The organism is Sphingopyxis witflariensis (assembly GCF_002205635.1).
Lineage (GTDB): Bacteria > Pseudomonadota > Alphaproteobacteria > Sphingomonadales > Sphingomonadaceae > Sphingopyxis > Sphingopyxis witflariensis.
Map to the genome: position 1 here is coordinate 173,279 of NZ_NISJ01000006.1, position 19,035 is coordinate 192,313.

The window sequence follows — 19,035 nt, forward strand, 5'->3', positions numbered from 1 at the left end:
AGGCTGCGCCGCTCGTGTCAGCGGCCGAGCCGTCCTGCCATGCCCAGAATGTCGTCGAGTGGATTGCCATCGCCGTCGAGGTCGATCAGCGACGCAAGGCCACCAAGACCACCAAGACCACCAAGACCGCCGCTTTGCGCCGCTCCGCCTTGACCGCCGCCCATCACGCCGCCGAGAACCTGGCCCAGCATGCCGCCAAGGCCGCCGCCCTGTCCGGTGTCACTGGCCCCGCCGCCCGCCTTCTGGCTGGCCAGGTAACCGGTGACGGCCATGGCCAGCAGCGGCAGCATCTTCTTGAGCAGCGCAGGATCGATGCCGGTCGATTGCGAGGCCTGGCCAGCAACAGTCCGGCTGACCTCCTTCGAGCCAAAGATCTGGCCCAGGATTTCATTGCCAGGTGCTGCGGGGGTCGGAGCACTGCCGGTCACTGCCTCCAGCAGGCCGCCGCCGCCGGCACCGCCCAGCATGTCGATCAGTCCGCCAAGACCGCCCGGCGCGGGCTGCGCCTGCTTCTTGAAGCCGCCGAGGATGGCGGGAAGCAGCGCCTCTGCTCCGGTGCGGGCTGTTGCGGGGTCGACACCCAGTTCACGTGATATGGAATCAAGCGCCCCAGTCTGTTTCATGATGTCTGCAATATTCACAGCGGCCTCCTGTTCTTAAACGACGCCAGACGTGTCCGACAGACGTCATGATCATCGCCCATGACTTGCCAAAGCAACATGGCTCCCACACACTCGTTTCGGGATGATGTCAGAGAGCAAGGAGAAGCGCGATGAGTTTTTTCGGTAAAATCAAGGACGCCATTTTCGGCAAGAAGGCGCAGGCGGCTCCGGCTGCACCCGCACCGACCACGGCGGCGGCTCCCTCGGCACTGACTCCAGTCGCACCGCAGCCGGTTTCCGAAGTCGATGTGGAAGCCATCCTCAGTGGCCTTGCGGCAAAGTCTGACCAGAAACTCAACTGGCGCACCTCGATTGTCGACCTGATGAAGCTGCTCGGCCTCGATTCCAGCCTCACCGAGCGCAAGGGCCTCGCCCAGGAACTCGGTTACACCGGTGCGCTTGACGGTAGCGCTGAAATGAACATCTGGCTGCACAAGCAGGTCATGCGGGAACTGGCGGCCAATGGCGGCAAGGTTCCGGCCGAACTTCTGGATTGATCGTCAGGCTGGGGGCAACCCAAACAGGGGATTTTCAGGAGAAGCACCATGGCTATCGCCAAAGTAATCGAAGTGATTTCCAGCTCGACGACGGGTTTTGAGGATGCGGTTTCCAGCGGCATTGCCAAGGCATCGGAGACCGTGAGCAATATCGAAGGTGCCTGGGTCAAGGACACCAAGGTCACCGTCAACGATGGCAAGATCAGCGAATGGCGGGTGATCCTGTCGATCACCTTTATCGTCAAGTGACGCACCTTGGATACGGTCGCTGCTGACGGCCGAACCCAAAGGTGCAAGAAAAGGCCGAGGACCTGTCCCTCCAGATCCTCGGCCTATATTTGTGTGTTGTCGCCTTCGCTCCGTGAGGGGCAACCGGGGGCATCAACGATCGACGATTGCGCTCAGCCGATGATGGAAGGGATGGTGCGGGGTGTCGCCGCGGGTGACATCACGAAAAATTCCCCCTCCCAGCACAGGCAGCAGGCCTTCGACCTTCAGCAAGTCCTCGAAATTCCTTACGTCGATATGGACGTGGAGTCTGCCATCGAAATCGAAGCTGATAATCGCGTCTTCGGGGCAAGCGCCCTTCAGCATGGCAAGGACCTTGTTCAGTTCGTCAGTGATCATCGAGGACCGCTGGTCAGGCAGGCGTTCTACACTCTGCTTTTGAGCCGGATTCTCGCTCATGGCATCTCCCGATTTCCTGGTGTCCGGATGCAATGCCCCTCGATCAATGGCTGATCGCGGGATCCATGGTCTTGGCCTGATCGACCCATTTCTCGACCTGCGAGGCAGCGGGCACTGCCCGGGTGAATTTCTTCGCCTCGTTCATCTCTTTCATTTTCGCTGCCAGGTTCTCGGCATTGCGGGTGGCCAGTTCCTTGACCGTGTCAACGCCGGCGGCCTCGAGTAGTTCGGAGTACTCTTCGCCTACGCCTGAAATCCGCATCAGGTCGGCCATGTTGGCCCACTTGAGCAGCTGGCTGGTAGAAAATCCGGTTTGCGCGGCAACGTCGTCCCGGCCTTTGCGGCTGCCGCAGGCGCTGAGCAAATCGTCCGTGGTCTTGATGCCCGCTGCCTGCAGTCGTTCGGCGTACTTCGCTCCAATCCCTTCGATTTCATCGATCTTGTACGCCATCATCCACTCCTTGCATTACGCCTTGTCTATTCTGCGACTGACAGCCTAACCGGACAGATCAGGCCATGCAAACGCCGGTCAATATTTCTGCTGGCGCTCATAGAGGTCACGGTAGTGTTGCAGCCTCGTGACCCGCAGCCCCTGCATACCAGACCGGTCGACGGCGCGCTGCCAGGCGGCAAACTCCTCGATGGTCAGGTCATAGCGCTCGCAGGCTTCGTCGATGGTCAGCAATCCGCCGTTGACGGCAGCAACCACTTCGGCCTTGCGCCGGACGACCCAGCGTCGGGTGTCTCTTGGCGGCAGGGAATCGAGGGTGAGCGGCTCACCGAGCGGCCCAATGACTACGGCGGGACGGAATTTCTGGTTCTCAATCATAATGAATATCGATCGCCTGGCCGCAAGCGCTGGCACCGTCTCCTTTGTCAGCGATGTGTGCTGCCAATCATGGCCAAGAGGAAGTTAACATTGCGTGAGACTGCCGATGCCGTTGTGCAAGCCATATGTATTCCAGCGAACAGACAATCTGGATCACTGCATGGATTCGCCTTGAGCGAGTGATACTCCCGCCGTAACGTCTGCCTGTTATTCCATCGGCGGAGAGGAGAATCCCATGTCTGACGAAATCCTTAACAAGGGGAAATGCCCGGTTTCCCATATGACCACGGCGTTCGGCGCTCCGGTCGTCGACAATCAGAACTCGATGACTGCGGGCAAGCGCGGTCCGGTGCTTGTGCAGGATGTCTGGCTCAACGAAAAGCTCGCCAATTTCGTGCGGGAAGTCATCCCGGAGCGGCGGATGCACGCCAAGGGTTCCGGTGCATTCGGCACCTTCACCGTGACCAACGACATCACGCGCTATACGCGGGCCAAGATTTTCAGCGCCGTCGGCAAGAAGACCGAAATGTTCGCGCGTTTCAGCACGGTGGCCGGCGAACGGGGCGCGGCGGATGCCGAGCGCGACATCCGCGGTTTTGCACTCAAGTTTTATACCGAGGAAGGCAACTGGGACATGGTGGGCAACAACACCCCTGTGTTCTTCCTGCGCGATGCGAAGAAGTTCCCTGACCTCAACAAGGCGGTCAAGCGCGATCCGCGCACCAATATGCGTTCACCGACGAACAACTGGGACTTCTGGACGCTGCTGCCCGAGGCTCTCCACCAGGTTACGGTGGTGATGTCGGATCGCGGCATTCCCAAGAGCTACCGTCACATGCACGGCTTCAGCAGCCACACCTACAGCTTCTGGAACGATGTCGGCGAACGCTTCTGGGTCAAGTTCCACTTTCGGACCCAGCAGGGCATCGAGAACCTCACCGACGCAGATGCCGCAGCGGTTGTGGCCAACGACCGCGAGAGCCATCAGCGCGACCTTTTCGAAGCCATCGAACGCGGCGACTTCCCGCGCTGGAAGATGTATGTGCAAGTGATGCCCGAAGCCGAGGCGGAAACCTATCACGTTCATCCGTTCGACCTGACCAAGGTCTGGTACAAGAAGGACTATCCGCTGATCGAGGTTGGCGAGTTCGAATTGAACCGCAATCCCGAAAACTATCATATGGATGTCGAGCAGGCGGCGTTCTCGCCATCAAATCTAGTGCCCGGCATCAGCGTATCGCCTGACAAGATGCTACAGACGCGGCTCATCAACTATCCGGATTCGCAGCGTTATCGCCTTGGCGTCAACTATCACCAGGTGCCGGTCAATGCGGCCAAGTGCCCGGTCATGAGCAACCATCGCGATGGTGCAGGACGGATGGACGGCAATTTTGGCGGATTGCCGCACTATCAACCGAACAGCTTTGGCCAGTGGGTCGACCAGCCGGAATTTGCAGAGCCGCCGCTCCGCATCGACGGCAATGCCGAGATGTTCAATTTCCGCGAGGATGACGACGATTACTACAGCCAGCCGCGCAAGCTGTTCCAGCTCATGACGCCTGCGCAGCAGCAAGTGCTTTTCGAGAATACGGCGCGCAACTTGGGTGATGGCCCGGACTTCATAAAGCAGCGCCACATCGACAATTGCACGCGCTGCGATCCGGCTTACGGCGCAGGAGTTGCCAAGGCTCTCGGCATGTCGGTCAAATCGCCGCAGGAATTGTCGCCTGAACCGGAATTGGCCGACTGAAACAATAGAATGAAGTCAAGGTAATGACGCTTGATGCTCCCCGGCGAGGTGGGACGCCACTTGGCCGGGGAGCATCAGGTCAACGGGGGAGGAGCTTGAGACTGTCGCCGATCACGGAGCATAATGCAGCGAACCCATTGCAGAACCACTCAAGGAACAGGAAAGAAAGGACGATCAATGCCTGCACCAGACCTCCGCACAGTCCTGCTCGACGCCCTTGAGGACGAACGCAAGGCCGAAGCTACCTATGGAGCGGTAATCGCGAAGTTCGGCCCGGTCCGCCCGTTCATCAACATCGTGGAAGCCGAGCAGCGCCATGCCGCGGCTCTTGAGCGGCAGATACAGCGGTTGGGCATGGAAATCCCGGAGAACCCCTGGCAAGCAGCCAAGATTGCGCTGCCCCCATCTCTCGCTGATGCCTGTGCCATGGCCATCGAAGCGGAAATCGAGAACATCGCGCTCTATGACCGCCTGATCCCGCAGATCGATGATCCGATTGTGCGGCAGGTACTTCAAAATTTACAGGACGCCTCGCGCAACAAGCACCTGCTAGCCTTCCGCCGTTGTCTGGCGCGCGAGAGCGGCGAACGCGGGGGCAATACAGGTGGCGGGCGCGGTCAGGGTGGTCGCCGCCATCGAGGGGGTTGCCGCTCCTGAATCAATCGATGCAATTTCGGACCGGTCTTCTGTTCCCCGTTCCTGCAACGCGGCAACAGTGGCTGGCAATCCTGCTCGGCTTGTTTGCCCTGCTTTCCGCGTTGTCGCCTGCAAATGCGGCGGACCGGATAGACGTTCATTTCTTCTGGAGCGCCGAGTGCCCGCATTGCCGGGACATGGCCGCATCCGTGGACGCAGCCATCGGCGGCGAAGGAGATGTCACACTCCATCGGCACGAAGTCTCGCACGATGCCAGAAGCGCCGAACTGTTTGCGCAGACGGTCGAGAGTCTGGACTTGCCCGCCGTGGTGCCGATCGTGCTGATCGGCCGGGAAGTCATGGTCGGCCATGAACCCGGCGCCAGCGAGGGACTGCGTGAGATGATCAACCGGTGTCGGGCAGGCCCGTGTCCCGACCTGGTCTGGACGCAAACGGCAGCCGAAAGCAGCCACACATCCGCCCCACTGCAGAATGTACGGCATAAGCAGGCATCGACACTGCGCGTCCCCTGGCTTGGCGAGGTGCAGATATCCGATCTTTCGCTCCCGGCTCTGACTATCGCCATGGCGGCGATCGACGGCTTCAATCCTTGCGCGATGTGTTCGCGGATCATTTCGTGAGGGTCTGGACGAAAGTGATGGAGAGCGATCGCCGCTAAGCGATCGCTACCCGAGTCATCGGGCGACCGCTCGATCCTGATCCCCGACTGCTCGCTTGCGGAATATCCGCGGGCGAGTGGTCGGGGGACTTTCACGCATTCGAAGTTGGACCCCGCATGGTGATCGGGGTAGGTCGCGACCATGTGTAAATTTCCAGGTCTCACCATTCTTTTGCTGTTCACAACGGCGTGCGCGCCCGAGATGATACCCAAGGCAGGGGTACCAAACCCCGCCACGACTGCGGAAGGTGCCGGCTCAATCCGAGAATCTGCTGAGGCTAGGGGGCTGGCATTTGCGCAACAGCATTGTTCCGGTTGCCATGCTGTGAGCGCCGGACGACGATACTCCCCGAACGTTGATGCCCCGACCTTTGAATCTGTCGTCAACACGCCAGGCCTGACCGGCGCGACGATCAAGCCCTGGCTGCAGAAATCACACAATTTTCCCGATGTGATGAACTTTGCCATCGATCCCGACCAGATCGATGACCTTGCTGCCTACATGATATCATTGCAGCGAAGCGATTACGTACCACCGATCTGACATGGGATAGACCGCAGTGGTTACGGGCAGGAACCATGTCCAATTGGTTGCCGGCACGGTGCTGCTATGCTCTGATCGGTATTGCCTCCCACAACGCTGAATTAGAGGGAGCAGGAGGCAAACACGCGATCCCGGTCAGGCGTTTTCGGTCAGAGCCTGGGCAATCTGGTCCTTGAGCGCGAGGCGCTGCTTGCGCAGTTCGGTTTCGCGATCCTGCGACACCGGCGCGATGTTGGTTTCTGCGCGATGGATCTCGTCGTTAACTGCGTCATAGTCCACCAGGAGCTTGGCGAACCGGGTGTTCGACACCTTCAGAGCGTGGATCTGGTCCATCTGGTCAGGAAATTCATCGCCCAGAGTGTGGGGGGTATTCGACATTCAAATTCTCCAATCGCAATCACGGCCCGGTCTCAAATGCGGCAAGAAGAATCCCTCGCGCCTCGCCGGAGCTGGCCGTTCCCTAACCCTAGGGATGGCGAGCACAACTGTCGACGTCGCTTGAAGGCCGGAAAAAATCCTGCAGGCCGGCGTAAACAACGAATCCTTGCCTGCCGGCTTTGCGCCGAAGGACTTCTCGTTGTCAGGCAGCGGCGGCACTTGCTAACAAAGGGCAGGAGACTTGAAAGGATCATTGTCCATGCCGAATGCCGACGCCGCCCGAGCACGCCTTTCGCAACAACTCACCGAACTCGCAGGCCGGCAGCAGCGCCTGGCTCAGGATCTTTCAGAACCCTTGAACCCGGATTCGTCCGAACAGGCGGTCGAGTTGGAGGATGACGCCTCTCTCGAAGCGCAGGCTGCGCTGGTCGCCCGCGAAATTGCGTCGGTCAACCGGGCCTTGCTGCGCATCGAAAATGGCACCTATGGCGAATGCGTGCGCTGCGGCGATGCCATCGCTCCCAAACGTCTTGAGGCGCGCCCGGAAGCAGCACTCTGCATTTCCTGCGCAAGCAGCGAGCAATGACCTCGTCCGATTGAAAGCGCATGACCGAAAGCCCTGCTCAGCCGTGGCACGACGTACTGGACTTCTGGTTTCCGGAAGGGCGCAGCAAGGATGTGGACACAGAAACTCATCGCAAGCATTGGTTCTGGCGCATGCAGGGCGGTGCAGATGAGGCGATCGTCGCCCGGTTTCCAGAACTCACCGCGCGTGGTGCGGAAGGCGGGCTCGATCACTGGGCAAGCGATCCGGAGGGGCGACTCTCACTGATCATTCTGCTGGATCAGTTTTCACGGTCGCTCTGGCGGGGCACGCCGCGCGCATTCACGCAGGATGCTGCCGCACTGAAACTGGCGCTGACGGGGTTGGCAACCGGCCACTATGAAGCTCTCGATACGCCGTGGTTCAAGATCGCCTTCACCCAGCCACTCGGCCATTGCGAAGGCCCCGACCACCTTGAGCGCATTGATCTCCTCATCCGTCTGCGGGGAGAAATTGCTTCCACCGCCCCGGAACATTTGCAGCCGATCTATCGATCCCTGGTAAAACAGGCCGAAGACGTCCGCCAGGTAGTTGCAACATTTGGTCGTCACCCGCACCGCAATGAGATCCTTGGCAGGCAATCGATGCCTGCGGAACAGGAGTACCTTGGAGAGGGCGATTTTCCGCACCTGCGCGCATTTCAACCAGAACGCCTGTGACGGCAGGCTCGCACTGTTCTCGACCACTGCAACCTTCACGCCAAGCAAGTGGCATTTTGTCAGACAGTTCGAGAAATGACCTGTTATGGTCCCAGCATGGGCCACGGCATGAGGGGAGACGTTCTTTGAGTACAGGCGCGACAACAGCGCACATCGTCGAGACCGGTGAAAGTGCTTTTGCCGTCAGCATCGACGTGTCCGGCCATCACCTCATCGGCGATGAGCCCGTCGAACAGGATGGCGGGGACCTGGGACCGGCGCCCTATGACCTGTTGCTGGCCGCACTGGGCGAATGCACGGCCATGACGGTGCGCTGGTATGCCCGTCAGCAGAACTGGCCGCTCGAACGCGTGGAAGTCACCCTGACCCACGCCAAGGGCACGGTCGAGGGGAAGTCGGCGAAAACGGATCATTTCACCAAGACGATCCGTGTCATTGGCGAGGATCTGTCCGATAAGCAGCGGGAAAAGCTGATCACGGTCGCGGCCCGCTGCCCGGTGCAGCGCACCCTGGAGGGCACGCCGGTGATCACTACGGTTGCGGTAAGCTGACGAAACCCGAGCCCGATAGGAGAAAGCAGAGGATGAGCTACTATATTTCCGCCAGGTTGAAGGTTCCGTTCGATGACGCCATCGCGCGCGCAGAGGCTGCGCTGAAGACAGAGGGGTTCGGAGTGATCAGCCGGATCGATATCCAGCAGACCCTCAAATCGAAGATCGACGTCGAATTTCGCCCCTATACGATCCTTGGGGCCTGCAATCCGACATTGGCGCACGAGGCGCTGCAGCTGGAAGACAAGGTCGGTCTGATGTTGCCCTGCAATGTCATCGTGCAGCAGTCAGGTTCGGACGAAGTTGAAGTCGCCGCAATTGACCCGGTGGCGTCGATGCAGGCGATCAGCAATCCTGAACTGGTCAAAGCCGCCAGCACGGTCCGGGAAAAGCTCGCACGCGCGATCGACCGGCTGCGGCAATCCGAAATTTAGACCAGCGAAAATCAGCACAGGCGGAAGATGATGAGCGCATTGGAAAATCTGAAGACGGAACTCGCCACGTTGCGTGATGAGGCCAAGGTGCAGGCCCATCTGGGCAGCATGGAAGCCCAGCAGGAATGGCAGGAAGCCGAAACCAAATGGAACCACTTCGTGGCCGAAGCGCGCCTTCATGACAGCGGGCAGAACATCAAGTCGGCGATCGAGGTGCTGGCCGAGGAACTGCGCGCCTCCTATGAGCGATTGAAGAGGGCGCTCTGAGCTTCAATTCAAGGTCTACGCAGATCCATGCCAAGTCGGGCCTATTGGCACCCTTAAATCCGACAGGCCCGATGGAGACCCAAGATTGATGACCTCACGAATTGCCCATCCATTGCTCCAGTCCCGGGTGATGGACGCCGAGGCGGCCGCGGCGCTGATCGCGCCGGGCACGACCGTGGGGATGAGCGGTTTTACCGGCGCGGGCTATCCCAAGGCGGTGCCGCAGGCGCTGGCGCGGCGGATCGAGGCGGCACACGCGGCCGGCGATCCGTTCGCGATCAGCGTGTGGACCGGCGCCTCGACCGGGCCTGAACTGGACGGCGCACTCGCCAAGGCCAAGGGCATCGATTTTCGTTTGCCCTACAATTCCGATCCGATTGCTCGCGAGCAGATCAATCGCGGCGAGATGAACTATTTCGACATGCATCTGAGCCAGGTGGCGCCAATGGCCTGGCAGGGATTCCTCGGTCCGCTGGACACGGCGCTTGTCGAAGTGACGGCGATCCTGCCTGATGGCTCGCTGGTCCCCGCCTCGTCAGTAGGGAACAACAAGACCTGGCTGGACCGGGCGGGGCAGGTCATCCTCGAGGTCAATCGCTGGCAGAACCCGGCGCTGGAGGGGATGCACGACATCTATTACGGTACGGCCCTGCCGCCGCACCGCGTGCCGATCCCTCTGGTTCGCGCCGATGACCGGATCGGCCAGCCCACCTTCCGCTGCGATCCGGCCAGGGTTGTCGCTATTGTCGAAACCGACACGCCCGATCGCAACCTGCCGTTCAAGCCAGCCGACGATTGCGCCCAGCGGATCGCTGGCCACCTGATGGAATTCTTCGCGCATGAAGTCGCGCAGGGGCGGCTGCCGGAAAATCTGCTGCCGCTACAATCGGGCGTCGGCAATATCGCCAACGCCGTGCTGACCGGCCTGATCGACAGTCCGTTCGAGAACATGACCGCCTATACAGAGGTCTTGCAGGACGGAATGCTGGACCTGCTCACCTCGGGTAAGCTGCGCATGGCATCCTCGACGGCATTCTCGCTGAGTCCCGAGGCGGCGCATGCGCTGAATGCCGACATGGACCGCTACCGCGAGCGGATTATCCTGCGCCCCCAGGAAATCAGCAATCACCCCGAACTGATCCGCCGTCTGGGCTGCATCGCGATGAACGGGATGATCGAGGCGGACATCTACGGCAACGTCAATTCCACCCACGTCATGGGCTCGGCGATCCAGAACGGCATCGGCGGTTCGGGCGACTTTGCCCGCAATGCCTATATCTCGATCTTCATGGCTCCTTCGACGGCCAAGGGAGGGGCGATATCGACGATCGTGCCGCAGGTCAGCCACGTCGATCACATCAACCAGGACGTGCAGGTGATCGTGACCGAACAGGGGCTTGCCGATCTGCGCGGACTGGCGCCCAGGCAGCGCGCCTGCCTGATCATCGAGACCTGTGTCCACCCGCGCTATCGCGACAGGCTGGCCGACTATTACGAGCGCGCACTGCGCGATTCCTTCGGCAAGCATTCCCCTTCGTTGCTAAGCGAGGCGCTCGCCTGGCATCAGAAATTTATCGCCACCGGCCACATGTGAATGCAGGGCATTGGCCTGTGACCGGCACACCGAAAAGCGCTTCCGGCGGGGTTTCGAACGCCTGAAACCAGGCTGGTGCGGGCTATCATCCTGACCAGTGGGCGTCTCATTCAGGATGACAATGGAACCGTTGATCCATGGCAGGATCAGGTTTGGGTCCTCAAGGACATCGACGTGCGGTTCCACACGGTCGGTGCTGTGCTGCGCGGAGTGCCGATTTATGTGCGCGCGCTGATGGAACACGTCGAACGCTACGCTGCGCATCTGAACTTTCGATCCAAACTGGTCGCGATCGACGGTGAGGCAAGGCTCGCGACGTTCGAACAGAAACGCGGCGACGAGTTCTCGCACGACGAAGAGCGATCCGACATAATCCATGACGTGCCGCCCCAAACCGCGCCAGGTTTCGTGCGATCCAGTCCTTTGGCGGCCCTTTCCATTCAGGTGCTCCGCGAATTGTCCGATGAGAGACTGTAGGCTTTTCGCCGATTCGTCGTGCAATCGTAACGGTTCATCGCATCGCTTCTGCGGGGGTATCGGTGGGGGTATTTTCCTCGAAAAGTAAAAAAAGATAAATCTATATCAACATTATAAGAGAAATTTATGCGTCCCTCCTCCGCTACCACAAAATCCCATGTTTTCTGACGTTTAAAATGAATCGAACCCCCGTCGAACTTCGATTTAATGGTTGGGCTGCATTCATCATCGGTATGGGGTGTGAAGTGGCTATGTTTGCCGCTACGCAGCTTGGATGAGCGTGAACGACTACGACCTTGAACTTGAACAGCTGGAGGAGCGTGCCACCGGCAGGCTGCTAACGGCTGATACGTTTGATGCCGCAGCTTTCGAAACTCTCTTTAATCATATTGCGGACAAGGCCCGAGACCTTCGAGAAGTGAGCGTACTATCGAAGCAAATTCTTCGCGCGCTGCGGCAAGCGGCAGCGGCTGTCCGCACCAGATCTGAATATGTCTTGGCGGCGCGCGAGAACCTGAAGGTCGCTGATACATTTGAGATGTTGCTCGATCTGATCATCATTGGTGAGCATCCCGACGACCGAAAGCCCGGCGCTCCTCGGATCATCTAATCGACACTTCCGAAATTGGCCGTTGGCTGCCGATATATGCTGATCTGGGCTTAGCGTCTGGAATCGACCATAGGTGGCAATCGGCATTGCGCACTAAGCGAGGTGAGTATGCGAACAGAACCGGTTGAGATTTACTCTGATGCGACCAATGCCGCCGTCATGCGACATCCGGGCCGCAACTTCCCCGGAATGTTGATCCAAGGGGACACTCTGCACAACCTGAGCAGCATGGCAACAGCTGCCCTTGCGGGCGCTGAGCCAGATTCGGAACATTGGCACGACCTGAAGGAACTCGCCGACGAACTTCAGGCGAGGGTCAATTTCTACGCTCAAATCATGCAAGAGTATGGCTTGCAGCTGCCTTTTTCCTGCGGGAGTGAATGACCGCTCTCCACCCCAAAGCAGCCTCTAAATCTGGATGCGAGCCAATCCCCGCTTAAAGCCAAGTCCCTCCTCCGCTACCAATTTCCTGTTTGGCGATAGTCGCCAAAGGTTGAAAAAATACCTGATTTCCGCTAGTTTTAGAGCAATCGTTGGTTGTCAGCGATCGCCGTTGCCTGTCTGTATTCGCGGAAGATGGGGGCAACTCGGTGGCTTTGCGAAGTCCTCGCACAAGCGAGGGCGCTATGGCACCGAGCGATACCGCAATCCGATTGCGCCCGCCGAATTTCTTCCACAACCATGCTGCGTATGGGCCCGTCACGCGATCTTCTGAAATCGCTCGAATCTGCCTAGCGCGACCTCGATCCGGGCTCGCAAAGTCCTGGTTTCCGGTACAGTCCAGGTCCACTTCTGGATGATTAAGGAACCCGTCCTGCGATCCATCTTCGTGTCGATCGCGGCGACAATCCGGTCGCCCACGAGCACCGGAAGTGCGAAATATCCAAGAACGCGCTTGGCCGCCGGGACATAGGCCTCGAACCGATGCTCATATCCAAAGAGCGCCGACAAGCGCTTCCTCTGGATCACCAGCGGATCAAATGGTGACAGGATATGGACGCGCCTGGCCGGGGCCAGGGATCGCAGCTCATCCAGCGCAGCCGGCTCGGCCCAATGGTTTGCACGGGACAGCCCTTCGATCTCGACGGGCACCAATGCATTTCGCGCAACGCGTTCGGCGACGAGCCGCGCTACGGCGGCCTTGGCCGGCGCATCGCCGTAAGTTGCGCTCTCAAGGCTGGCGACACCTTGGGTACGCAGGGCCCGCTCGAGCAAATAGGCGGAAAATTCATCGTGTGTCGCCGCGGGCGGCCGCTCGGTCCAGCCGAAATGCCGTTTGGTCAATTCATATGTCTTGAGCATGCCTGTCCGCGCACTCACGGTCAGGTCACCGACCCAAAAACCATGCGTGAGCAAGCGTTTTGAGGGCTTGCGGCTTGCCCAGGGATGCTGTTTTTCTTCCAGCAGCTGGTCATCGATGTCGCGGAGCGAGAGCGGGCCATCGTCGCGAATGCGCGCCAGCAGCGCCGCATAGGCATCGGGGTCCACTTTGGCGAAGGAGGGATGCGGCCTGATGCGCCAGGCATTCATTGCCGGAACAAAGAAGCGGTAATCGCTTGTCGGGATGTAGGCGAGCGCATGGGCCCAATATTCGAACGCGGACTTCTCGCTGGATTGCGCCGCCTCGAGGGCCGCGTTCCGATATTTCGGAATGCGCGACCACAGAATGTGATGATGACAGCGCTCGATGACATTGATCGTGTCGATCTGTACATAGCCGAGATGTTGTATCGCTGCTGCCACAGCCGTCGGTCCTGCGCCAAAGGGCGCGTTTTCATCTAGCCGCTGTGCCCGCAACCACAGGCGCCGCGCATCGGCTTGGCTGATCCTGACCGTTCCCGCCGTCATGTTCCTGCTTCTGATCCGCATATACGGCGTCGACCGATGTTATTCAGCATTGGCCTTTGCACCGCTCGCGCTTGGCTCTCAGTAAAAACAAAGAGAGAACAAATCAACCATCGGCCGATCGCTTCGAGCGACCAAAAGCAGGTGGCGGGCCGGGCAGGGGCAAGCCCTGGACGGTTTTCAGGGAGCGGTCAGAAGCAGATGGCAGATATCGCGGATCGCCGCGCGATCGCCGGAAAGCAGAGTGTCGCCGATCACATAGCTGTAGATCAGAAATGCGCGCGCCCGCACCTGTTCGGTCGGCACGCCATTCGCCGCGACCACCGATTCAAAATAGGTCAGCCGGTGCCGGTCGATCTCTTCCATCGCCCGCCTGGCGCGATCGTCGGTCAGCGCCCAAGTGCGCATCGCGACCTCGATCCACGCGCCCGTCCTGGCGCGGTCCATTCGCGAGATGGCAAACAGCCGCATCAACCGGTCCTCGGGACCCGTATCCATCGCGGTGAGTTCGCCGACGAGCCCGGTGGTCGTGCGCTGGCGCCAGTAATCGACCATGGCGTCGAGAAAGGTCTCGCGCGTGTCGAAGCGCGCATAGAACATGCCCTTGGTGACGCCGAGCGTTTCGGCGAGCAGTTCAACGCGTACCGCGTCGATCCCGCCGAGCGCAAGCTGTTCGAGTGCGGCGATGAACCAGCGTTCGGATGTGACCTTGGGCTTGGGACCGCGCTTGACCGGCGCGGCGGTCGCGCCCGGAAGGATCGGCTGAAGCGGAAGTGGCGGCAACGACATGACGCAAGGCGTAGGGTGCGCGCCCTCCGAGGTCAATGCTCGCAGAATTTTTCATTCGCTATCGGACGTATTTATCGAAAAATCTCTCAGAGCTTGACCAGATTCGTCCTAGTTGTCTATTTATATCTCATACGGAATCGTATTAAATGATTCGCATGGGAGGGACGATTTGATGACCGAATATCGCCGGGCGCTGAAATGCATGCTGCTTGCCGGATCGACGCTTGGCGCGATGGCGGGCGCGAACAGCGCCGCCGCGCAGGATGTGCTTCCCGACGGTGCCAGCACGGCGCAGGTTGAAGAGATCGTCGTCACCGCGCGGCGCCGCGAGGAAAGCCTGCAGGATGTTCCGATTTCGGTCACCGCCTTCACCGCCGATGCGCTCGACCTGAAGGGCGCGCCCGACATCACAGCGCTCCAGCGTTCGACGCCGAACCTGACGCTGCAGGTATCGCGCGGCACCAACTCGACGCTGACCGCCTTCATTCGCGGCATCGGTCAGCAGGATCCTTTGTGGGGTTTCGAGCCGGGCGTCGGCCTTTATGTCGACGATATTTACATTGCGCGGCCGCAGGGTGCCGTTCTCGACATTTTCGATATCGAACGGATCGAGGTGCTGCGCGGGCCGCAAGGCACGCTCTATGGCCGCAACACGATCGGCGGCGCGGTCAAATATGTGACCAAGCGGCTCGGCCATGATTTCAGCGGCAAGGTCCGCGGCGAAGTGGGCAGCTATAACGAATATAATCTGACCGGTTCGGTCGCGCTTCCCGTCTCCGACGCGATTTCGGTCGGCGCGGCCTTCGCCTGGTATAATCGTGACGGCTACGGCAAGAATTACTTCACCGGCGCCGACACCAATAACAAGAATGTGATCGCCGGCCGCCTGTCGGTCGAAATTGCGCCCTCCGACGATATCTTCATCCGGCTTGCGGCGGACCGCACCGAGGATCGTTCCAACGGCAACCACGGCCATCGCGAATTGCGCGAACCGAACAGCAATACGGCGGTTCTGCCGGGCCGATATGATACGCTCGCCGGGGTCGGCGACCAGAGCAAGGTCGTGACGCAAGGACTGTCGTTGACGGGCGAGTGGAGCGTATCCGACGTGATCACGCTCAAGTCGATCACCGCTTATCGCGATGGCTATTCAAGCGGCGACGGGATCGATTTCGACGGCACGCCGCAACCTTTCCTCGACATCGCGTCGAGTGGCAAAGTCTATCAGGATCGCCAGTTCAGCCAGGAATTTCAGGCGCAGATCGAAACCGACAGGCTGCAAGGCGTATTGGGCGTCTATTATCTCGATGCCAAAGCTTCGGGCGCGTTCGACACCATCCTCGGCCGTGGGCTTATTCCCGAGGGGCTGCTCGTGCCGCGGCCGAGCGCCGGGACTGCGCTGACCCAGCTCACCAGCGGGTCGGTCGATACCGAAAGCTTCGCGATCTTCGGCGACATGAATTATGATCTGACCGAGCGGCTCAAGCTGTCGCTCGGTGCGCGCTGGACGCGCGACAAAAAGGACGGAACGGTCTTCAAAGCCAATTATTTCGGCACGCTGGGAAGCCCGCTGCTGAAACCCTATGTCCCGGCTCTGCCGCCGCCGTTCAATGTCCCGCAGATTCTGACCGACTATAGCAACAGCCGGACCTTCGAAGAATTCACCCCGCGCGTCAGCCTGACCTATGCCGCCAGCGATGATGTGAACATCTATGCCGCCTATGGCCGCGGCTTCAAATCGGGCGGGTTCGACATGCGCGGCGACGCCACCGCGACCCCGGCCACGAAGGACGGCTATGACGCCGAGATCGTCGATTCCTATGAACTCGGGTTCAAGGGCGACTTTCTCGACGGCCAGTTCCGGATGAACGCTGCAGTCTTCTACACCGATTATGCGGGGCAGCAGGTGACGACGCAGGTGCCCAAGGTCACGCCGCCGCCGGGCGTCGTCAGCTTTGTCGACAATGTCGGCAGCTCGCGGATATGGGGCGCCGAGCTGGAAGCGCAGGCGGTGCTCAGCCGCGATTTCAGCGCGAACTTCAGCTTCGGCTACATCAATGCGAAGTTCAACGAGTTCATCGTCTTCGATCTTGCCACGGGCCAGAATGTCGACGTCGCGAACCTGCGGCGTTTCCAGAATACGCCGAAGTTCACGGGCAGCGTCTCGCTCAACTGGCAGGCCGATTTCATGGGCGGGCGGATGGCGGTGTTGCCCTCGATCTCGTTCCGCAGCGACACGCATTTGTTCGAAATCCCGATCCCCTCGATCGATCAGGACGGCTATGCGCTCGTCGATCTCAGCGTGACATGGACCTCGCCCGACGAACATTGGCGGCTCGGCGTGCACGGCCGCAATCTGTTCGACGTCGCCTATCGCACCGGCGGCTATAATTTCCCGTCGAACCAGTTCGCTCAGTCGGTGATCGGCTTCTATGGCCCGCCGCGCACCGCCCGCATCTCGGCTGAATATCGGTTCTGACGGTGGCGGATTTCAAGGAGCGGCGCTGGAACGCGCCCGACGGGGTGCCGCTCTTTGCCCGCGACTATCCCGCCGCCGATGGTGCGGCGCGCCTGCCGGTGATCTGCATCCACGGCCTGACCCGCAATTCGCGCGATTTTGAGGATATGGCGCCGTGGCTCGCGGCCTCGGGGCGGCGCGTGCTCGCCGTCGATGTTCGCGGGCGCGGGAAGTCGGGGCGCAGCGCCGATCCGATGCACTATCAACTGCCGGTCTATGCGCGTGACATGCTGGCGATGCTCGATGCGCTCGGCATCGCGCGCGCGCATTTCATCGGCACTTCGATGGGCGGCCTGATCACCATGATGCTGGCGGCCCGCCACCGCCGCGTTATTGCCAGCGCGATCCTCAACGATGTGGGGCCGGAGGTTGATCCGGCGGGGATCGCGCGCATCGCCGGCTATGCAGGTCAGGCGGTGGCGATCGAGACCTGGGACGATGCAGTTGCTCATTTCAAGCGCACCAGCTCCGTCGCTCTCCCGAATCTCGCGGATGACGACTGGCGGGTGCTCACCGAGCGCGCTTGCATCGCGGACGAGCAGGGGCGCCCGCAATTCGATTATGACCCGTCGATCGCGGTTCCGATCATGGCGAAGCCGCTTCCGCGCCGGTCGCTGCTGGCGTGGCTGCTGTTCCTCAGGCTCGCGAGGTCGCGTCCGACGCTGCTGATCCGGGGCGAGCTTTCGGATCTGCTGTCGCAGTCGATCGCCGCGAAAATGCGCCGTGCCGCGCCGCGCATGGCCTATGCCGAAGTGGCGGGGGTGGGGCATGCACCATTATTGTCCGAAGACGCTGCGAAGCATGCCATTGGGGCGTTTCTGGAAGCCAAGCCCTGAAGCCTTTCTGCCCAGGGTGCTGCATCTAGTGGATGTTCGCGCGTTTCGGCGCTATCCGCCAGCATGTTTCCTGATCCTGTGTTGGAGCATGCATGACCTGGCAGCTTGATGGTAAAATATCCCGGGTCTTCCACGCCGGTCGCCGTCATGTCGAGGCAAGGCGCCTGCTGGCGGGTGCCGCGGTCCTGCTGGCGGTCACCGGTTGCGGGGAGGGCGCAGCGCCGGTGGACAAGCAGGTTGCTGCAGTGAGCTCGCGCCAATGCCAGGCGATCGCCGATACGCCGGTGAAGCTTGCCGGCGGGACCTTTCATATGGGCGAAGATGATGTCTACGCCGAGGAAGGGCCGGTGCGGAAAACGACCGTCGGCGGTTTCTGGATCGACCCGCATGAGGTGACCAACCGCCAGTTCGGCGATTTCGTCAGGGCGACGAACTATGTGACGGTCGCTGAGAAGCCCGTCGACCTCAAACAGTTTCAGGTTCCCGCCGATCAGATTCCGCCCGACATGATGAAGGCCGGTTCGGCGGTATTCACCCCGCCCGATTTTCCGTCGAACAATTATAGCGACTGGTGGAAATATGTCCCCGGCGCGAGCTGGAAAAAGCCTTATGGTCCGAAGGGCGCCGATGCGGTCGCAAACGAACCCGCCGTCCATCTCGCGTGGGACGATATGGTCGCCTATGCCAAATGGCGCGGCGGGCGCATCCCGACCGAGGCCGAATGGGAATTTGCCGCGAGCGCGGGCGCGCCGTCGAAAAATGTCCAGCCCGCCGAAGCGAATAGCTGGCAGGGCGCCTTCCCCAATTACAATGCCGAAACCGATGGCTTTAAAGGCGTCGCCCCCGTGGGCTGTTACAAGCCCAACGCGCATGGCCTGTACGACATGGTAGGCAATGTGTGGGAGGTGACGGCCGATTTCTTCAAGCCGGGACACAATCCCGACGAGCGCGACAATCCCAAGGGGCCCGCCGAAAAGGCGTCCTACGATCCGTATAATCCGGGCATGCCGTCGCGCACGGTGAAGGGCGGCAGCTATTTATGTGCGCCCAATTATTGCCAGCGTTACCGCCCCGCTTCGCGACAGGGGCGCGATCCGGGCATGGGCACCAGCAATGTCGGCTTCCGCCTCGTTTACGACGAGGCGCCGAAAGCCTGAACCCCCGCTTCGCCAGCGCGGCGAAACGGGGG

Annotated in this window: 25 protein-coding genes; 18 read left to right on the forward strand and 7 right to left on the reverse strand. The window is 60.5% G+C overall.

The genetic code is table 11. The annotated features are described in order from the left end of the window. Window positions 1-17: 17 nt before the first annotated feature. A complete protein-coding gene (locus CDQ91_RS12800; RefSeq protein WP_088473109.1) occupies window positions 18-641 on the reverse strand; it encodes a DUF937 domain-containing protein in 624 nt (207 codons plus the stop codon). Between the two features lie 131 nt (window positions 642-772). Between CDQ91_RS12800 and CDQ91_RS12805 the strand changes: the two genes are divergently transcribed. Both CDQ91_RS12805 and CDQ91_RS12810 read left to right on the forward strand, forming a co-directional pair. Then, window positions 773-1,159 (forward strand): DUF3597 domain-containing protein, encoded by a 387-nt coding sequence (locus CDQ91_RS12805; protein WP_088473110.1) that lies wholly within the window; start codon window positions 773-775, stop codon window positions 1,157-1,159. A 48-nt stretch (window positions 1,160-1,207) separates the two neighbouring features. After that, window positions 1,208-1,408, forward strand: a complete 201-nt coding sequence (locus CDQ91_RS12810) for a dodecin family protein (protein ID WP_088473111.1) — start codon at window positions 1,208-1,210, stop codon at window positions 1,406-1,408. 132 nt (window positions 1,409-1,540) lie between these two features. Here CDQ91_RS12810 and CDQ91_RS12815 read toward each other — a convergent pair whose 3' ends face one another. The 3 genes from CDQ91_RS12815 to sciP all read right to left on the reverse strand — a co-directional run bounded on the left by CDQ91_RS12815 (window position 1,541) and on the right by sciP (window position 2,675). Continuing rightward, window positions 1,541-1,846, reverse strand: coding sequence for a hypothetical protein (locus tag CDQ91_RS12815; RefSeq protein ID WP_088473112.1), 306 nt, complete (start codon window positions 1,844-1,846; stop codon window positions 1,541-1,543). 43 nt (window positions 1,847-1,889) lie between these two features. After that, complete coding sequence (locus tag CDQ91_RS12820; RefSeq protein WP_237245969.1) at window positions 1,890-2,300, reverse strand: DUF4332 domain-containing protein; 411 nt, start codon at window positions 2,298-2,300, stop codon at window positions 1,890-1,892. Window positions 2,301-2,375: 75 nt separating this feature from the next. Beyond that, a complete protein-coding gene (gene sciP, locus CDQ91_RS12825; RefSeq protein WP_088473113.1) occupies window positions 2,376-2,675 on the reverse strand; it encodes a CtrA inhibitor SciP in 300 nt (99 codons plus the stop codon). A gap of 235 nt (window positions 2,676-2,910) precedes the next feature. Between sciP and CDQ91_RS12830 the strand changes: the two genes are divergently transcribed. From CDQ91_RS12830 to CDQ91_RS12845, 4 genes are all read left to right on the forward strand, one after another. Beyond that, window positions 2,911-4,425 carry a catalase gene (locus CDQ91_RS12830; RefSeq protein ID WP_088473114.1) on the forward strand — a complete coding sequence of 505 codons (1,515 nt, stop codon included), beginning with the start codon at window positions 2,911-2,913 and terminating at the stop codon, window positions 4,423-4,425. A 177-nt stretch (window positions 4,426-4,602) separates the two neighbouring features. Beyond that, complete coding sequence (locus CDQ91_RS12835; protein WP_088473115.1) at window positions 4,603-5,082, forward strand: ferritin-like domain-containing protein; 480 nt, start codon at window positions 4,603-4,605, stop codon at window positions 5,080-5,082. Window positions 5,083-5,090: 8 nt separating this feature from the next. Then, on the forward strand, window positions 5,091-5,702 hold the full coding sequence (locus CDQ91_RS12840) for a hypothetical protein (RefSeq protein ID WP_144036768.1): 612 nt from the start codon (window positions 5,091-5,093) through the stop codon (window positions 5,700-5,702). Between the two features lie 180 nt (window positions 5,703-5,882). After that, the gene (locus CDQ91_RS12845; protein ID WP_201791898.1) at window positions 5,883-6,284 is read left to right on the forward strand and encodes a c-type cytochrome; all 402 of its coding nucleotides are present in this window, start codon (window positions 5,883-5,885) and stop codon (window positions 6,282-6,284) included. 135 nt (window positions 6,285-6,419) lie between these two features. On the opposite strand, the gene CDQ91_RS12850 is transcribed toward CDQ91_RS12845, so the two are convergent. Beyond that, on the reverse strand, window positions 6,420-6,662 hold the full coding sequence (locus CDQ91_RS12850) for an HP1242/YdcH family protein (protein ID WP_088473117.1): 243 nt from the start codon (window positions 6,660-6,662) through the stop codon (window positions 6,420-6,422). A gap of 259 nt (window positions 6,663-6,921) precedes the next feature. Here CDQ91_RS12850 and CDQ91_RS12855 point away from each other — a divergent pair, with 259 nt between their 5' ends. From CDQ91_RS12855 to CDQ91_RS12895, 9 genes are all read left to right on the forward strand, one after another. Then, window positions 6,922-7,248, forward strand: coding sequence for a TraR/DksA family transcriptional regulator (locus CDQ91_RS12855; protein ID WP_088473118.1), 327 nt, complete (start codon window positions 6,922-6,924; stop codon window positions 7,246-7,248). 20 nt (window positions 7,249-7,268) lie between these two features. Then, a complete protein-coding gene (locus CDQ91_RS12860; protein WP_088473119.1) occupies window positions 7,269-7,925 on the forward strand; it encodes a DUF924 family protein in 657 nt (218 codons plus the stop codon). 125 nt (window positions 7,926-8,050) lie between these two features. Continuing rightward, window positions 8,051-8,476 (forward strand): OsmC family protein, encoded by a 426-nt coding sequence (locus CDQ91_RS12865; protein WP_088473120.1) that lies wholly within the window; start codon window positions 8,051-8,053, stop codon window positions 8,474-8,476. Window positions 8,477-8,508: 32 nt separating this feature from the next. After that, window positions 8,509-8,910 carry a DUF302 domain-containing protein gene (locus CDQ91_RS12870; RefSeq protein ID WP_088473121.1) on the forward strand — a complete coding sequence of 134 codons (402 nt, stop codon included), beginning with the start codon at window positions 8,509-8,511 and terminating at the stop codon, window positions 8,908-8,910. Between the two features lie 27 nt (window positions 8,911-8,937). Next, the gene (locus tag CDQ91_RS12875) at window positions 8,938-9,177 is read left to right on the forward strand and encodes a hypothetical protein (protein ID WP_237245970.1); all 240 of its coding nucleotides are present in this window, start codon (window positions 8,938-8,940) and stop codon (window positions 9,175-9,177) included. Between the two features lie 88 nt (window positions 9,178-9,265). After that, the gene (locus CDQ91_RS12880) at window positions 9,266-10,771 is read left to right on the forward strand and encodes an acetyl-CoA hydrolase/transferase family protein (protein WP_088473122.1); all 1,506 of its coding nucleotides are present in this window, start codon (window positions 9,266-9,268) and stop codon (window positions 10,769-10,771) included. Window positions 10,772-10,846: 75 nt separating this feature from the next. After that, complete coding sequence (locus CDQ91_RS12885) at window positions 10,847-11,248, forward strand: hypothetical protein (RefSeq protein WP_088473123.1); 402 nt, start codon at window positions 10,847-10,849, stop codon at window positions 11,246-11,248. Window positions 11,249-11,522: 274 nt separating this feature from the next. Beyond that, entirely contained in the window at window positions 11,523-11,858 is a 336-nt protein-coding gene (locus CDQ91_RS12890; RefSeq protein WP_088473124.1) for a hypothetical protein, read from the forward strand. A 108-nt stretch (window positions 11,859-11,966) separates the two neighbouring features. Next, on the forward strand, window positions 11,967-12,242 hold the full coding sequence (locus CDQ91_RS12895) for a DUF6959 family protein (RefSeq protein ID WP_088473125.1): 276 nt from the start codon (window positions 11,967-11,969) through the stop codon (window positions 12,240-12,242). 315 nt (window positions 12,243-12,557) lie between these two features. On the opposite strand, the gene CDQ91_RS12900 is transcribed toward CDQ91_RS12895, so the two are convergent. Both CDQ91_RS12900 and CDQ91_RS12905 read right to left on the reverse strand, forming a co-directional pair. Continuing rightward, complete coding sequence (locus CDQ91_RS12900) at window positions 12,558-13,706, reverse strand: winged helix-turn-helix domain-containing protein (RefSeq protein ID WP_088473126.1); 1,149 nt, start codon at window positions 13,704-13,706, stop codon at window positions 12,558-12,560. Window positions 13,707-13,883: 177 nt separating this feature from the next. Continuing rightward, window positions 13,884-14,492, reverse strand: coding sequence for a TetR/AcrR family transcriptional regulator (locus CDQ91_RS12905; RefSeq protein ID WP_088473127.1), 609 nt, complete (start codon window positions 14,490-14,492; stop codon window positions 13,884-13,886). Window positions 14,493-14,664: 172 nt separating this feature from the next. Between CDQ91_RS12905 and CDQ91_RS12910 the strand changes: the two genes are divergently transcribed. From CDQ91_RS12910 to CDQ91_RS12920, 3 genes are all read left to right on the forward strand, one after another. After that, window positions 14,665-16,971 (forward strand): TonB-dependent receptor, encoded by a 2,307-nt coding sequence (locus CDQ91_RS12910; RefSeq protein ID WP_088473128.1) that lies wholly within the window; start codon window positions 14,665-14,667, stop codon window positions 16,969-16,971. Window positions 16,972-16,973: 2 nt separating this feature from the next. Next, on the forward strand, window positions 16,974-17,846 hold the full coding sequence (locus CDQ91_RS12915) for an alpha/beta fold hydrolase (protein ID WP_088473129.1): 873 nt from the start codon (window positions 16,974-16,976) through the stop codon (window positions 17,844-17,846). A gap of 92 nt (window positions 17,847-17,938) precedes the next feature. Beyond that, window positions 17,939-19,003 (forward strand): formylglycine-generating enzyme family protein, encoded by a 1,065-nt coding sequence (locus CDQ91_RS12920; RefSeq protein ID WP_088473130.1) that lies wholly within the window; start codon window positions 17,939-17,941, stop codon window positions 19,001-19,003. Window positions 19,004-19,035: the final 32 nt, after the last annotated feature.

Excerpts from the sequence above, each read along its gene's own strand:
- CDQ91_RS12830 (WP_088473114.1), top strand. The coding sequence starts at position 2,911 with ATGTCTGACGAAATCCTTAACAAGGGGAAATGCCCGGTTTCCCATATG.
- CDQ91_RS12840 (WP_144036768.1), top strand. The coding sequence starts at position 5,091 with ATGCAATTTCGGACCGGTCTTCTGTTCCCCGTTCCTGCAACGCGGCAA.
- CDQ91_RS12880 (WP_088473122.1), top strand. The coding sequence starts at position 9,266 with ATGACCTCACGAATTGCCCATCCATTGCTCCAGTCCCGGGTGATGGAC.
- CDQ91_RS12845 (WP_201791898.1), top strand. The coding sequence starts at position 5,883 with ATGTGTAAATTTCCAGGTCTCACCATTCTTTTGCTGTTCACAACGGCG.
- CDQ91_RS12900 (WP_088473126.1), bottom strand. The coding sequence starts at position 13,706 with ATGACGGCGGGAACGGTCAGGATCAGCCAAGCCGATGCGCGGCGCCTG.
- CDQ91_RS12860 (WP_088473119.1), top strand. The coding sequence starts at position 7,269 with ATGACCGAAAGCCCTGCTCAGCCGTGGCACGACGTACTGGACTTCTGG.
- CDQ91_RS12870 (WP_088473121.1), top strand. The coding sequence starts at position 8,509 with ATGAGCTACTATATTTCCGCCAGGTTGAAGGTTCCGTTCGATGACGCC.
- CDQ91_RS12810 (WP_088473111.1), top strand. The coding sequence starts at position 1,208 with ATGGCTATCGCCAAAGTAATCGAAGTGATTTCCAGCTCGACGACGGGT.
- sciP (WP_088473113.1), bottom strand. The coding sequence starts at position 2,675 with ATGATTGAGAACCAGAAATTCCGTCCCGCCGTAGTCATTGGGCCGCTC.
- CDQ91_RS12890 (WP_088473124.1), top strand. The coding sequence starts at position 11,523 with ATGAGCGTGAACGACTACGACCTTGAACTTGAACAGCTGGAGGAGCGT.
- CDQ91_RS12920 (WP_088473130.1), top strand. The coding sequence starts at position 17,939 with ATGACCTGGCAGCTTGATGGTAAAATATCCCGGGTCTTCCACGCCGGT.
- CDQ91_RS12875 (WP_237245970.1), top strand. The coding sequence starts at position 8,938 with ATGATGAGCGCATTGGAAAATCTGAAGACGGAACTCGCCACGTTGCGT.
- CDQ91_RS12820 (WP_237245969.1), bottom strand. The coding sequence starts at position 2,300 with ATGATGGCGTACAAGATCGATGAAATCGAAGGGATTGGAGCGAAGTAC.
- CDQ91_RS12910 (WP_088473128.1), top strand. The coding sequence starts at position 14,665 with ATGACCGAATATCGCCGGGCGCTGAAATGCATGCTGCTTGCCGGATCG.
- CDQ91_RS12850 (WP_088473117.1), bottom strand. The coding sequence starts at position 6,662 with ATGTCGAATACCCCCCACACTCTGGGCGATGAATTTCCTGACCAGATG.
- CDQ91_RS12895 (WP_088473125.1), top strand. The coding sequence starts at position 11,967 with ATGCGAACAGAACCGGTTGAGATTTACTCTGATGCGACCAATGCCGCC.
- CDQ91_RS12805 (WP_088473110.1), top strand. The coding sequence starts at position 773 with ATGAGTTTTTTCGGTAAAATCAAGGACGCCATTTTCGGCAAGAAGGCG.
- CDQ91_RS12835 (WP_088473115.1), top strand. The coding sequence starts at position 4,603 with ATGCCTGCACCAGACCTCCGCACAGTCCTGCTCGACGCCCTTGAGGAC.
- CDQ91_RS12905 (WP_088473127.1), bottom strand. The coding sequence starts at position 14,492 with ATGTCGTTGCCGCCACTTCCGCTTCAGCCGATCCTTCCGGGCGCGACC.
- CDQ91_RS12815 (WP_088473112.1), bottom strand. The coding sequence starts at position 1,846 with ATGAGCGAGAATCCGGCTCAAAAGCAGAGTGTAGAACGCCTGCCTGAC.
- CDQ91_RS12855 (WP_088473118.1), top strand. The coding sequence starts at position 6,922 with ATGCCGAATGCCGACGCCGCCCGAGCACGCCTTTCGCAACAACTCACC.